14 protein-coding genes and 1 tRNA gene are annotated in these 12797 nt (G+C 69.6%); 13 read left to right on the top strand and 2 right to left on the bottom strand.

The genetic code is table 11. The annotated features are described in order from the left end of the window. Nucleotides 1–242: 242 nt before the first annotated feature. The 5 genes from OG295_RS13855 (at nt 243) to OG295_RS13835 (ending at nt 4379) form a co-directional block, all read left to right on the top strand. The gene (locus OG295_RS13855) at nt 243–878 is read left to right on the top strand and encodes a TetR/AcrR family transcriptional regulator (RefSeq protein ID WP_371677147.1); all 636 of its coding nucleotides are present in this window, start codon (nt 243–245) and stop codon (nt 876–878) included. Between the two features lie 160 nt (nt 879–1038). Then, the gene (locus tag OG295_RS13850; RefSeq protein WP_371681188.1) at nt 1039–2430 is read left to right on the top strand and encodes an MFS transporter; all 1392 of its coding nucleotides are present in this window, start codon (nt 1039–1041) and stop codon (nt 2428–2430) included. 31 nt (nt 2431–2461) lie between these two features. Then, on the top strand, nt 2462–2860 hold the full coding sequence (locus tag OG295_RS13845; RefSeq protein ID WP_371677146.1) for a DUF3291 domain-containing protein: 399 nt from the start codon (nt 2462–2464) through the stop codon (nt 2858–2860). Continuing rightward, the gene (locus OG295_RS13840; protein ID WP_371677144.1) at nt 2861–3961 is read left to right on the top strand and encodes a UDP-N-acetylmuramate dehydrogenase; all 1101 of its coding nucleotides are present in this window, start codon (nt 2861–2863) and stop codon (nt 3959–3961) included. It abuts the gene before it with no gap. Nucleotide 3962: 1 nt separating this feature from the next. Then, on the top strand, nt 3963–4379 hold the full coding sequence (locus OG295_RS13835) for a hypothetical protein (RefSeq protein ID WP_371677143.1): 417 nt from the start codon (nt 3963–3965) through the stop codon (nt 4377–4379). On the opposite strand, the gene OG295_RS13830 is transcribed toward OG295_RS13835, so the two are convergent. Both OG295_RS13830 and OG295_RS13825 read right to left on the bottom strand, forming a co-directional pair. Further along, the gene (locus OG295_RS13830) at nt 4369–5388 is read right to left on the bottom strand and encodes an adenosine deaminase (protein WP_371677142.1); all 1020 of its coding nucleotides are present in this window, start codon (nt 5386–5388) and stop codon (nt 4369–4371) included. The two genes, OG295_RS13835 and OG295_RS13830, sit on opposite strands and share 11 nt — an antisense overlap. Before the next feature lie 180 nt (nt 5389–5568). Further along, on the bottom strand, nt 5569–6795 hold the full coding sequence (locus OG295_RS13825) for a pyridoxal phosphate-dependent aminotransferase (RefSeq protein WP_266841122.1): 1227 nt from the start codon (nt 6793–6795) through the stop codon (nt 5569–5571). Between the two features lie 192 nt (nt 6796–6987). Between OG295_RS13825 and OG295_RS13820 the strand changes: the two genes are divergently transcribed. From OG295_RS13820 to rplJ, 8 genes are all read left to right on the top strand, one after another. Then, nucleotides 6988–7060 (top strand) — tRNA-Trp (locus tag OG295_RS13820). 104 nt (nt 7061–7164) lie between these two features. Beyond that, nucleotides 7165–7446, top strand: coding sequence for a preprotein translocase subunit SecE (gene secE, locus OG295_RS13815; protein WP_030230573.1), 282 nt, complete (start codon nt 7165–7167; stop codon nt 7444–7446). An 84-nt stretch (nt 7447–7530) separates the two neighbouring features. Next, nucleotides 7531–8457, top strand: a complete 927-nt coding sequence (gene nusG / locus OG295_RS13810) for a transcription termination/antitermination protein NusG (protein ID WP_371677141.1) — start codon at nt 7531–7533, stop codon at nt 8455–8457. Nucleotides 8458–8627: 170 nt separating this feature from the next. Then, nucleotides 8628–9062: a 50S ribosomal protein L11 gene (gene rplK / locus OG295_RS13805; protein ID WP_030230579.1), complete on the top strand. Its 435-nt coding sequence runs from the start codon at nt 8628–8630 to the stop codon at nt 9060–9062. Nucleotides 9063–9148: 86 nt separating this feature from the next. Then, a complete protein-coding gene (gene rplA / locus OG295_RS13800) occupies nt 9149–9877 on the top strand; it encodes a 50S ribosomal protein L1 (protein WP_266841125.1) in 729 nt (242 codons plus the stop codon). A 204-nt stretch (nt 9878–10081) separates the two neighbouring features. After that, the gene (locus tag OG295_RS13795) at nt 10082–10954 is read left to right on the top strand and encodes an LppX_LprAFG lipoprotein (RefSeq protein WP_371677140.1); all 873 of its coding nucleotides are present in this window, start codon (nt 10082–10084) and stop codon (nt 10952–10954) included. A gap of 136 nt (nt 10955–11090) precedes the next feature. Continuing rightward, a complete protein-coding gene (locus tag OG295_RS13790; RefSeq protein WP_371677139.1) occupies nt 11091–11918 on the top strand; it encodes a hypothetical protein in 828 nt (275 codons plus the stop codon). 251 nt (nt 11919–12169) lie between these two features. Then, on the top strand, nt 12170–12700 hold the full coding sequence (gene rplJ / locus OG295_RS13785) for a 50S ribosomal protein L10 (RefSeq protein ID WP_266574556.1): 531 nt from the start codon (nt 12170–12172) through the stop codon (nt 12698–12700). Nucleotides 12701–12797 lie beyond the last annotated feature (97 nt).

Raw genomic sequence — 12797 nt, 5'->3', positions numbered from 1 at the left:
ATTCCGTGGCGGGATGGGCTGTCAAGGGTGGCCGAAGGCCATCGCGAAGCGACGCGACCGAAGGGAGCGCCCTTGACAGCCCGGCCCGACGCGGAAGGACGATGAGACTGACGGGAAACCCCCAAACCCTCCCCGACACGGGCCGAGTCGAGTCCCGCCGCCCCCCGACCCCGATCCCGTTCAGCCCCGGTGCCCGTCCCCACCCCTTGACGTAGTTAGTGAGTGAGCACTAACTTTGAGGCATGGTGAGGATGAGTGCAGAAGAGCGGCGTGAGAGCGTCATTCGGGCGGCGGCCAAGGAGTTCGCTCGTGGGGGGTACTACGGGACCTCCACCGAGGCGATCGCCAAGCAGGTCGGTGTTTCGCAGCCCTACCTCTTCCGGCTCTTTCCGAACAAGCAGGCCATGTTCCTCGCGGCGTCCGCGCGGTGCCTGGAGACCACCCGGGCCGTTTTCGCCCGGGCGGCCGAGGGGCTGGAGGGCGAAGAGGCCCGGAGCGCGATGGCGGACGCGTACATGCGGCTGATCGCCGAAGACCCGCATGTGCTCCAGATGCAGCTCCAGATGTACGTCACCGTCTCCGCCGCGGAGGCCGCCGGCGACCACGAGCTCGGTGAGCTCGTGCGGGAGGGCTGGCTGAAGTTGTGGGACACCGTGACGGTGCCGATCGGTGGCGACGTCAAGGAGACCACCACCTTCATGGCCTACGGGATGCTCATCAACACCCTCACCGCCATGGGCTTCCCGCCCGGCCACCGCATCTGGGAGGGGCTCCACCCCTCGGGCGGGGGCGAAGGGGCCGAAGGGGCCGACGGTGGCGTGGGGGAGCCGGCCGCCGGGAGTGCAGGGTCACCCCGGCCCGCACCCCCCGCGCGTTAGCCCCACTCCACCCCACCCTCCGGCCCGGACCCGGGCCGGTTTCTGGGCTTCGAAGTTAGTCAGCAATAACTAACAACCTTCAGGGGGAATCGTGAACCAGCAAGACCGGCTCAGCAGGCCCGCGGTATGGGCCCTCGTCCTCACCGGGGCCGCCAGCTTCATGGCCGCGCTCGACAACCTCGTCGTCACCACCGCCCTGCCCGCCATCCGCGCCGACCTCGGCGGCAAGCTGGAGGACCTGGAGTGGACGGTGAACGCCTACACGCTCACCTTCGCCGTCCTGCTCATGTTCGGCTCCGCCCTCGGGGACCGCTTCGGGCGCCGCCGGCTCTTCATCGCCGGACTCGCCGTGTTCACCAGCGCCTCCGCCGCGGCCGCCCTCTCGCCCGGGATAGGCCAGCTGATCGCCGCCCGCGCCGTCCAGGGCGTCGGGGCCGCCGTTATGATGCCGCTGTCCCTCACCCTGCTCACCGCCGCCGTCCCGGCCGCCCGGCGCGGCATGGCGCTCGGCATCTACGGAGCCGTCAGCGGTCTGGCCGTCGCCAGTGGTCCGCTGATCGGGGGCAGCCTCACCGAGCACATCTCCTGGCAGTGGATCTTCTGGCTCAACGTGCCGATCGGCCTCGCCCTGATCCCGCTCGCCCGCCTGCGCCTCGCCGAGTCCACCGCCCCGAACTCCCGCCTCGACGTTCCCGGCACCCTCCTCATCAGCGGCGGGCTCTTCGGGGTCGTCTACGGACTCGTCAACGCCAACGCCCACGGCTGGACCAGCGCCCCCGTCCTCACCGGCCTGATCGCGGGCAGCGCCCTCATCGGGGGCTTCGTCCACCACGGCTTCAACAGCGCGAACCCCATGCTCCCCATGCGGCTCTTCCGCAGCCGGGGCTTCTTCGGGATCAACTTCGCCAGCCTGCTGATGTACCTCGGCATGTTCGGGTCGATCTTCCTGCTCAGCCAGTTCCTCCAGGGCGTCGCCGGCTACTCGCCCACCGAGGCGGGTCTGCGCATGCTGCCCTGGACCGGCATGGGGATGATCGTCGCCCCGATCGCGGGCATCGTGTCCGACCGGATCGGCGGACGCCCCGTCGTCGTCGCCGGGCTGGCCCTCCAGGCGCTCGGCCTCGGCTGGTTCGCGGTGGTCCTCGCCCCGGACGTCTCCTACGTCGCCCAGCTCCCCGCCCTGGTCCTCAGCGGGATCGGCATGTCCCTGTACTTCGCCCCGGCCAACAACGTGCTGATGTCCACCGTCACCCCCGCCGACCAGGGCAAGGCCTCCGGCACCAACAACGCCCTCCGCGAGGTCGGCGGAGCCCTCGGCGTGGCAGTCCTGGCCTCGGTCTTCTCCAGCCGGGGCGGCTACGAGAGCCCGCAGGCCTTCACCGACGGGACCGTCCCCGCCCTGTGGATCGGCGCCGCCGCGGTCGCCCTGGCGGCCGCCCTGGCCCTGCTCTTGCCCCGCCGCTCCACCCAGCCCGCCCAGTCCGCCCAGGCCACCCCCACCCCCACCCCCACCGCGGCCGTATCCACGGACAAGGTCCCCACCACCCGCTGAAGCCCCGGACGAGAGCGAAGGAACGACAGTCATGCCCGACGTGCCCTGGTCCACGCCCGACGAGCCCGCCCCCGACGCCGAGGTATACGTCATGGCCTCCCGCTTCGAGACCGAGACCCTCATCGGGGCGCTCAGGTTCTTCCTCAAGGCCCCCGGCATCATCCGCCAGATCCGCAAGGCCCCCGGCGCCCACGGCGTCGCCCTCCGCGCCCGGGTGACCCGCCGCACCTTCCTGACCCTCTCCGCCTGGGAGGACCCGGACGCCCTCCACCGCTTCGCCCGCAGCGAGCCCCACCGCTCCAGCTCGCGCGCGGCCGCAGCCTTCATGAAGGAGTCCGCCTTCACCTACTGGACCGCGCCCGCCTCGGAGCTGCCCATCGGCTGGGCCGAGGCCGAGCGCCGTCTGGCGGAGCGGAAGCGGGCCTACTGAGTGCCCCGCCGGGATGCGAGGGGGACGGACCGTACTCTTGTCCACGTGCAGGAACTCCACGACGCCCCCCTCGCCCCGCTGACCACCTTCCGCCTCGGCGGCCCGGCGGCCCGGCTGGTCACCGCGACCACCGACGCCGAGGTGGTCGACGCCGTACGCGCCGCCGACGCGAGCGGCACCCCCCTCCTGATCATCGGAGGCGGCAGCAACCTGGTCATCGGCGACCGGGGCTTCGCCGGAACCGCCCTGCGCATCGCGACCACGGGCTTCACCCTCGACGGCACCACCCTGGAACTCGCCGCCGGCGAGAACTGGAGCGACGCCGTCGCCCGCACCGTCGAAGCGGGCCTCGCGGGCATCGAATGCCTCGCCGGCATCCCCGGCTCGGCCGGAGCCACCCCGATCCAGAACGTCGGGGCGTACGGCCAGGAAGTCTGCGACACCATCACCGAGGTCGTCGCCTACGACCGCGCCACCGGCACGACGGTCACCCTCTCCGCCGCCGAGTGCGCGTTCCGCTACCGCAACAGCACCTTCAAGGACCAGCCCGACCGATACGTCGTCCTGCGCGTCCGCTTCGCCCTGGAAGACGCCGGCGGCCTCTCCGCCCCGGTCAAGTACCCCGAGACGGCCCGCGCCCTCGGAGTCGAGGCCGGCGACCGGGTCCCGGCCGCCCTCGCCCGCGAGACCGTCCTGCGCCTGCGCGCGGGCAAGGGCATGGTCCTCGACCCCGCGGACCACGACACCTGGTCCGCGGGCTCCTTCTTCCACAACCCGATCCTGACCGACGAGGCCTACGCCGCCTTCCTCGCCCGCGCCCAGGACCGCCTCGGCCCCGACACCGCCCCGCCCGCCTACCCGGCCGGCGAGGGCCGTACGAAGACCAGCGCGGCCTGGCTGATCGACAAGGCCGGATTCACCAAGGGCTACGGCACCGGCCCCGCCCGCATCTCCACCAAGCACACCCTCGCCCTCACCAACCGCGGCGAGGCCACCACCGAAGACCTCCTCACCCTGGCCCGCGAGGTCGTCGCCGGAGTCCACGCGGCGTTCGGCGTCACCCTCGTCAACGAGCCGGTGACGGTCGGCGTCCACCTCTGACATGCACTGCCCCCTGCACGGGGCCGGTACGGACCCCACCCGCCTGGTGGGCCGCGAGATCAGCCGGGTCGTCGCCTCCTGGCACATCTGCGAGGGCGAGCGCTCCGAGGCGCCGCTCGACGTCTGGCTGATCGACAGCGACGGCGAGTCCACGCGGATCACCACCGGCTCGGACCAGTGCCTCATCGTCGAGTCCGCCACGCCCCACGAGCCCTACGACATGGGGGAGTGGGGCCGGATCGAGGTCGGCGAGGACCTCGGCGACCACCCCTTCCTGCGCCACCTCGGCCAGACCGTCGCCTCGGTCGCCGAGTTCGCCGTCCCCGAGCAGGGCCGTACCCACCTGGAGATCGTCTTCGTGGACGGCCACCGGGTACGGGCCGACTGCTACGAGGGGGACCTGCGGCTCACCCGTTGAGCCAGTGGTCGATCCCGTCCAGCAGCTTGGCCTTCACCTCTTCGGGCGCGGCCGAGCCGCGCACCGACTGCCGCGCCAGCTCGGCGAGCTCCGCGTCCGTGAAGGCGTGGTGGCGGCGGGCGATCTCGTACTGGGCCGCGAGCCGGGACCCGAACAGCAGCGGGTCGTCCGCGCCCAGCGCCATGGGCACCCCGGCTTCGAAGAGGGTGCGCAGCGGCACGTCCTCGGGCCGCTCGTAGACGCCGAGCGCCACGTTGGAGGCCGGGCAGACCTCGCAGGTGATCTGCCGGTCGGCGAGCCGCTTCAGCAGCCGGGGGTCCTCGGCGGCCCGTACGCCGTGCCCGATGCGGGCCGCGTGCAGATCGTCGAGGCAGTCGCGGACGGAGGAGGGCCCGGTGAGCTCACCGCCGTGCGGGGCCGCGAGCAGACCGCCCTCCCGGGCGATGGCGAAGGCGCGGTCGAAGTCCCGGGCCATGCCGCGGCGTTCGTCGTTGGAGAGCCCGAAGCCGACGATGCCGCGGTCGGCGTAGCGGACGGCGAGGCGGGCGAGGGTACGGGCGTCGAGGGGGTGCTTCATGCGGTTGGCGGCGATGAGGACCCGCATGCCCAGGCCCGTCTCGCGGGAGGCCGCGTCGACGGCGTCGAGGATGATCTCCACGGCCGGGATCATGCCGCCGAGCAGCGGGGCGTAGGAGGTGGGGTCCACCTGGATCTCCAGCCACCCGCTGCCGTCCCGGACGTCCTCCTCGGCGGCCTCGCGGACCAGGCGGCGGATGTCGTCGGGCTCGCGCAGGCAGGACCGGGCGGCGTCGTAGAGCCGCTGGAAGCGGAACCAGCCGCGCTCGTCCGTGGCCCGGAGCTTGGGCGGTTCCCCGGCGGTCAGGGCGTCCGGCAGCCGGACGCCGTACTTGTCGGCCAGCTCCAGCAGGGTCGACGGGCGCATCGAGCCGGTGAAGTGCAGGTGCAGGTGGGCCTTCGGCAGAAGCGTGAGATCGCGTACGTGCTCCATCTGGTGATCCTGCCGCATCGCTCACCCGATTGGCAGCGGATTGCCTGAACGGGACATTGCCCGAACGTGAATCCGATGCCGACCGGCCCCCGCCGTTCCCGGTTTCCCGGGGGCCGGAAACGCCGGAGCGGCGCCACCCGACAGGGTGGCGCCGCTCCGTACCCGCTCCCGGACCCAGGCCTAGGCCTTGGCCTCCGCCAGGAGCTTCTGGACGCGGGAGACGCCCTCGACCAGGTCCTCGTCGCCCAGGGCGTAGGACAGGCGCAGGTAGCCCGGGGTGCCGAAGGCCTCGCCCGGGACGACCGCGACCTCGGCCTCGTCCAGGATCAGGGCCGCGAGCTCGACCGAGGTCTGCGGGCGCTTGCCGCGGATCTCCTTGCCGAGGAGCTCCTTCACCGACGGGTACGCGTAGAACGCGCCCTCGGGGGTCGGGCAGAAGACGCCGTCGATCTCGTTCAGCATCCTGACCATGGTCTGGCGGCGGCGGTCGAAGGCCTTGCGCATCTCCGCGACCGCGTCCAGGTTGCCCGAGACGGCGGCCAGCGCCGCGACCTGGGCCACGTTGGAGACGTTGGAGGTGGCGTGCGACTGCAGGTTGGTCGCCGCCTTGATGACGTCCTGCGGGGCGATGACCCAGCCCACGCGCCAGCCCGTCATCGCGTACGTCTTGGCGACGCCGTTGACGACGATGCACTTGTCGCGCAGCGCCGGGACCAGGACCGGCAGCGAGGTGAACTTCGCGTCGCCGTAGACCAGGTGCTCGTAGATCTCGTCCGTGAGCACCCACAGGCCGTGCTCGGCGGCCCACTCGCCGATCGCCTTCGCGTCGGCCTCGGAGTACACGGCGCCCGTCGGGTTGGACGGGGAGACGAACAGGACGACCTTGGTGCGCTCGGTGCGCGCGGCCTCCAGCTGCTCGACGGAGACCCGGTAGCCGGTGGTCTCGTCGGCGACGACCTCGACCGGGACGCCGCCCGCGAGGCGGATCGACTCCGGGTAGGTGGTCCAGTACGGGGCCGGGACGATGACCTCGTCGCCCGGGTCGAGGACGGCGGCGAAGGCCTCGTAGATGGCCTGCTTGCCGCCGTTGGTCACCAGGACCTGGGAGGCGTCCACCTCGTAGCCCGAGTCGCGCAGCGTCTTGGCGGCGATCGCGGCCTTCAGCTCGGGCAGACCGCCGGCCGGCGTGTAGCGGTGGTACTTCGGGTTGCGGCAGGCCTCGACCGCGGCCTCGACGATGTAGTCCGGGGTCGGGAAGTCGGGCTCGCCCGCACCGAAGCCGATCACCGGGCGCCCGGCGGCCTTGAGGGCCTTGGCCTTGGCGTCGACGGCGAGGGTGGCGGACTCGGAAATGGCGCCGATACGGGCGGACACCCGGCGCTCGGAGGAAGGCGTTGCAGAGGTCATGCGGCCAATCGTCCCAGACGCCTTCGAGCCGCCGCACACCGTTTCAAACACCGGACGGAGCAGGTCCGGATGTCTTCTGTTCGACGTCAGGGCCCGGACCACGTACACTCACCTGTCGTTGGTCCTCAACAGCGGCCCCAGAGCGTGAGCACTCCGTGCACTCGCTCGGATGCGGTAGGTTGGGGGGCGCAAAGGGTCGTAGCTCAATTGGTAGAGCACTGGTCTCCAAAACCAGCGGTTGGGGGTTCGAGTCCCTCCGGCCCTGCTTCACACTCCTCTCGGACGTGTGCGCAGGTACGTACTTCGATGCAACGCCGTGCGGCGCAACCGGGCGCGGCTACGGCCACGACCCGGATTCAGGTGAGAGACGTGACGGACGCCCTGGGCTCCATCGACATGCCTGACGCCGAGGACGACACCCGCGAGAAGAAGGCCCGCAAGGGCGGCAAGCGCGGCAAGAAGGGCCCTCTCGGCCGTCTCGCGCTTTTCTACCGCCAGATCGTCGCGGAACTCCGCAAGGTCGTATGGCCCACCCGTAACCAGCTCTCGACGTACACCACCGTGGTGATTGTCTTCGTCGTCATCATGATCGGTCTGGTGACCGTGATTGACTATGGGTTCCAGGAAGCCATCAAGTTCGTCTTCGGCTGATCCCCGCGGAGGGCGGCGCCTTGATGGGTGCCGCCCGTTTTCGCATGTTCCACCACCTTTTGTATCCAGGAAGAAGCAGCCACCGTGTCTGACCCGAACCTGAACGTGAGCCACGACTCCGTCGAGTCCGTCGAGGACGAGCTCGACATCGTCGAGGCGGCAGACGCTGTGGACCCCGACGAGGCCGAGCTCGCCGACGCCGAGGCCGGCATCGCCGCCGAGGAAGCCGCCCTGCACGTCGAGGACGAGGTCGACGCCGAGGCCGATGACGACGCCGACGCCGAAGAGGCCGCCGACGTCGAGGACGAGGACGCCGACGAGGACGAGGGCGACGCCCTGGCCGAGGCCGACGAGGAGGCCGAAGAGGCCGCCGAGGTCGAGCCCGCCGAGCCGGTCGACCCCATCCAGGCCCTCCGCGACGAGCTGCGCCTGCTCCCCGGCGAGTGGTACGTGATCCACACCTACGCGGGCTACGAGAAGCGCGTGAAGGCGAACCTCGAACAGCGTGCCGTCTCGCTGAACGTCGAGGAGTTCATCTACCAGGCCGAGGTGCCCGAGGAAGAGATCGTCCAGATCAAGAACGGCGAGCGCAAGAACGTCCGGCAGAACAAGCTGCCCGGTTACGTTCTCGTCCGCATGGATCTGACGAACGAGTCCTGGGGCGTCGTCCGCAACACCCCGGGCGTCACCGGCTTCGTGGGCAACGCCTACGACCCGTACCCGCTGACCCTCGACGAGATCGTCAAGATGCTCGCCCCCGAGGCGCAGGAGAAGGCGGCCAAGCAGGCTGCCGAGGAGGCCGGTCTGCCGGCCCCCGCCGTCAAGCGCACCATCGAGGTCCTGGACTTCGAGGTCGGCGACTCGGTCACCGTCACCGACGGCCCGTTCGCCACGCTGCAGGCGACGATCAACGAGATCAACCCGGACTCGAAGAAGGTCAAGGGCCTCGTGGAGATCTTCGGCCGCGAGACCCCGGTCGAGCTGAGCTTCGACCAGATCCAGAAGAACTGATCCAGATCTTCTGAGCGACGCTTCCGAAACAGGTCAGACCAGCCCGCGAAGGGCGGTCTGACCTGCTCGGTTTTTAGCCCCGCGCCTATACCCGTTATCGTGGTGCGGTATGCCTCCATCCGGATGACCGGTTGGCGGCTGAAAACTCTCACTAGGACCCGGAGAGAGCAATGCCTCCCAAGAAGAAGAAGATCACGGGGCTTATCAAGCTCCAGATCAAGGCCGGTGCGGCCAACCCGGCTCCGCCGGTCGGCCCCGCGCTCGGTCAGCACGGCGTCAACATCATGGAGTTCTGCAAGGCCTACAACGCCGCGACCGAGTCGCAGCGTGGCATGGTCGTGCCGGTGGAGATCACGGTCTACGAGGACCGTTCCTTCACCTTCATCACCAAGACTCCGCCGGCCGCGCGCCTCATCCTGAAGAGCGCGGGCGTGGAGAAGGGCTCTGGCGAGCCGCACAAGACCAAGGTCGCCAAGCTGACGCGTGACCAGGTCCGCGAGATCGCCACGATCAAGATGCCCGACCTGAACGCCAACGACATCGACGCCGCCGAGAAGATCATCGCCGGCACCGCGCGTTCGATGGGCATCACGGTCGAAGGCTGATTCAGCCACCCCAGCACGACAGTGGTAGGACCAAGCGCTGGTCCGCACCACGACTCCACGCCTGAAGTCACAACACAGGAGCAGAAGTGAAGCGCAGCAAGACTCTCCGCGCTGCGGACGCCAAGGTCGACCGGGAAAAGCTCTACGCCCCGCTCGAGGCCGTCCGTCTCGCCAAGGAGACCTCCGCGACCAAGTTCGACAGCACCGTCGAGGTCGCCTTCCGTCTGGGTGTCGACCCGCGTAAGGCCGACCAGATGGTCCGTGGCACCGTGAACCTCCCGCACGGCACCGGCAAGACCGCCCGGGTCCTGGTCTTCGCGACCGGTGACCGTGCTGCGGCCGCGGTGGCCGCCGGCGCCGACATTGTCGGCGACGACGAGCTGATCAACGAGATCGCTAAGGGCAACCGCCTCAACGAGTTCGACGCCGTTGTGGCCACCCCGGACCTCATGGGCAAGGTCGGCCGCCTCGGCCGCGTGCTCGGTCCCCGTGGCCTCATGCCGAACCCGAAGACCGGCACCGTCACGATGGACGTCGCCAAGGCTGTCACCGAGATCAAGGGTGGCAAGATCGAGTTCCGCGTCGACAAGCACTCGAACCTGCACTTCATCATCGGCAAGGTCTCCTTCTCCGATGAGCAGCTGGTCGAGAACTACGCGGCGGCCCTGGACGAGATCATCCGTCTGAAGCCGTCCGCCGCCAAGGGCCGCTACATCAAGAAGGCCGCCCTCAGCACCACGATGGGCCCCGGCATCCAGCTGGACTCCAACCGCACCCGGAACCTCCTCGTCGAGGAAGACCCGGCCGCTGTCTGATCCGGCCTCTGCCTGATCCGACCACCGCGTGGTTGAACGGGCCCTTCGCCCCCTTCCGGGGGCGGAGGGCCCGTTTTCTGCTTCATGTGCGAATGCTGTGCGATTACTGTCAGCGGTGAGACGTACAGTCAGTGCCGGCAGCAAGGCCACGGGCAAGACCGCCCGGAGCGGGCCGCTGCCTTGCATACCCGGGGTGGGGAACACATGAAGGCGTACCAGAAGAAGACCGTCGGAGCCGTCCTGGCCGCGCTCCTGCTCGCAGGCGGCGCCACCGCGTGCGAGAACGGGGACGGAGCGAAGAAGAAGGACAACGGGGCCCCGGCGGCCCCGTCCCAGGCCGCGAAGAAGCCGGCGGAGGTCGCGCCGGCCGCGTACCTGGAGAAGACGAAGAAGAAGTCCGAGGAGATCACCTCCCTCGGCTACACCATGACCGGCAAGGCCGCGGGGCAGAGCATCACCGGCGAGGTCGCCATGCGGCTCAAGCCCGCGATGGCCATGTCGATGAAGATGGACTCGCCCGAGGAGCCGGGCGCCAAGGTGGAGATGCGTCTTCTCGACGGCGTCATGTACATGGGCAGCGACGGCAAGTGGCTGAAGTTCGACCTCAAGGCGCTGGCTCCGGAGCAGGCCAAGGAGCTGGACTCGCTCGGCTCGGCCCAGCAGGGCCAGAACCCGGCCGACACGGCCGGCAGCCTGAGCGCCTCCAAGGACCTCAAGAAGGTCGGCGAGGAGACCATCGACGGCCAGAAGACGACGCACCTGGCCGGCACCGTCACGATCGACGAGCTGAAGGCCCTCAGCGCCACCTCGACCCCCGAGGCCAAGGACCGCCAGGAGAAGAACGCCAAGGCGCTCGAAGAGCAGGGCATCAAGAGCCTGACCATGGACATCTGGATCGACGAGGCCGACCAGGCCAAGCAGGTCCGCACGCAGGGCCAGGGCACGTCCGGCCCGATGGACATCACCATCAAGTTCAAGGACATCAACAAGCCGGTCGAGGTCTCCGCTCCGCCGGCCGACCAGATCGTGGACCTGGCCGAGATGATGAAGGACTCGGGCGGTACGGGCGGCGCCTGACCGCGCCGCGGCGCACCTGAGACCGGGCCTCCGCCTCCCTTCCGGGAGCCGGGGGCCCGGTTTCTTCGTGGCGGCCTTTTCGATCTTCCGCGTAGGGTCGGGGGTCGCAGGGGGACCGCACACGGGGGAGAACCAGATGAATCAGGCTGTCCGGACACGGACCGGCGCCGCCATGGCGGGTGTCCTGCTGCTCGTGGGCGGCCTCACCGCCTGCGATGGCGGGGCTGGCGCCGACGCGGGCGGGGGTGCGGCCGGCGGGGGCGCCACGACTCCCGCGGACCGGGCGCCGTCCCCCGTGGAGGCGGTCAAGGCGTCCTGGCTCAAGACGGCGGCGGCGAAGTTCGCCATGGCAGAGATGTCCGGCACGGACAGCGAGGGCAAGACCACCACCCAGACCGGCACGAAGGGCTGGTACCCGTCGGCCCACGACCTGAAGATCAAGGGTCCCACGTCGGAGTCCCGCTCCGTCATGACCGGCGACGTGGTCTACACCGAGCTCAAGACCCCGGTCGACGGCAAGCCCTGGATGAAGCTGGACCTGTCCTCGGGAGGCAAGCCCGGCGTACGGATGAACGAGGACCCGGCGGAGTACCTCGCCCTGCTCCTGGGCCAGCCCAAGGTCGCCCTGGTCCCGGCCATGGCCGCCGACACCCCCGGGTCCCGGCACTACCGGGCCCTTCTCACCGGCGCGGACCTCCAGGCGGCCGACGAGTCCACCAAGGTGATGCCGGAGCAGGACCGCCGGAACCTCCACGAGGCCGTGAAGCACCTCACGGCCCTGGAGGCGGACGTGTGGATCGGCAAGGACGGCTTCCCCTCGCGCGTCCTCATGGTGAGCAAGGACGACAAGGGAACCTCCAGCACCAGCGCCACCTTCGACGGCTTCGGCCAGGTCGCGCCGGTGAAGGCCCCGCCGGCCGACCAGGTCGCCGACTTCGACGCGGTGCTGAAGGGCGGCTCCTGAGGCGATTTGCCTCGTCCGGTTGCCTTCGCGTACGCTTCCGGAGAAGCCAAAGACCGCTGGTCGTTGCCGTGCTCGAAAGAGGACGGTGGCCGAAGGATTCGCTGCGAGCGGACGTCCTGCGCAGGTGTTCGAGGAAAGTTCCCGGAATGTCATTTCGGTTGAGCCGTGCCCCGTGCGCCATGCGCCGGGGCGTTTTGTTTGTCCAGCCCCTTCTGAGCGGTCCTCATCACCCGGAAGGAGGCCGACGCTCTATGGCAAGGCCCGACAAGGCTGCTGCGGTAGCCGAGCTTGAGGACCAGTTCCGCAGCTCGAACGCCGTTGTGCTGACCGAGTACCGGGGTCTCACCGTTGCGCAGCTCAAGACGCTGCGTCGTTCGCTCGGTGAGAACGCCCAGTACGCCGTGGTGAAGAACACGCTGACCAAGATTGCGGCCAACAACGCCGGGATCACCTCGCTCGACGACCAGTTCACCGGTCCGACGGGCGCCGCCTTCATCACCGGTGACCCGGTGGAGTCGGCGAAGGGTCTTCGTGACTTCGCCAAGGAGAACCCGAACCTCATCATCAAGGGCGGTGTCCTTGACGGTAAGGCGCTGACCGCCGATGAGATCAAGAAGCTCGCGGACCTCGAGTCCCGCGAGGTTCTGCTCAGCAAGCTGGCCGGCGCGTTCAAGGGCAAGCAGTCCCAGGCTGCCTCGCTCTTCCAGGCGCTGCCGTCGAAGTTCGTCCGCACTGCGGAAGCGCTTCGCGTCAAGCTCGCCGAGCAGGGCGGTGCCGAGTAATTCGGCTCGCGCACTGATCTACGCCGCCTAGTGCGTGGGTCGTAGCGGGCCGTTACGCCCGCCTCTCAATACATCCGGCACCTGCCGAATTAGTGGA

The sequence above is a fragment of the Streptomyces sp. NBC_01276 genome (assembly GCF_041435355.1).
GTDB lineage: Bacteria > Actinomycetota > Actinomycetes > Streptomycetales > Streptomycetaceae > Streptomyces.
Note: the sequence above shows the minus strand (reverse complement) of the source record. Positions and strands in the feature narration are given on the sequence as shown.

Bases quoted from the DNA above. Each gene is read 5' to 3' on its own strand.
- OG295_RS13855 (WP_371677147.1), top strand. From the start codon at position 243: ATGGTGAGGATGAGTGCAGAAGAGCGGCGTGAGAGCGTCATTCGGGCG.
- OG295_RS13850 (WP_371681188.1), top strand. From the start codon at position 1,039: ATGGCCGCGCTCGACAACCTCGTCGTCACCACCGCCCTGCCCGCCATC.
- OG295_RS13845 (WP_371677146.1), top strand. From the start codon at position 2,462: ATGCCCGACGTGCCCTGGTCCACGCCCGACGAGCCCGCCCCCGACGCC.
- OG295_RS13835 (WP_371677143.1), top strand. From the start codon at position 3,963: ATGCACTGCCCCCTGCACGGGGCCGGTACGGACCCCACCCGCCTGGTG.
- OG295_RS13830 (WP_371677142.1), bottom strand. From the start codon at position 5,388: ATGGAGCACGTACGCGATCTCACGCTTCTGCCGAAGGCCCACCTGCAC.
- OG295_RS13825 (WP_266841122.1), bottom strand. From the start codon at position 6,795: ATGACCTCTGCAACGCCTTCCTCCGAGCGCCGGGTGTCCGCCCGTATC.
- rplK (WP_030230579.1), top strand. From the start codon at position 8,628: ATGCCTCCCAAGAAGAAGAAGATCACGGGGCTTATCAAGCTCCAGATC.
- OG295_RS13795 (WP_371677140.1), top strand. From the start codon at position 10,082: ATGAAGGCGTACCAGAAGAAGACCGTCGGAGCCGTCCTGGCCGCGCTC.
- OG295_RS13790 (WP_371677139.1), top strand. From the start codon at position 11,091: ATGAATCAGGCTGTCCGGACACGGACCGGCGCCGCCATGGCGGGTGTC.
- rplJ (WP_266574556.1), top strand. From the start codon at position 12,170: ATGGCAAGGCCCGACAAGGCTGCTGCGGTAGCCGAGCTTGAGGACCAG.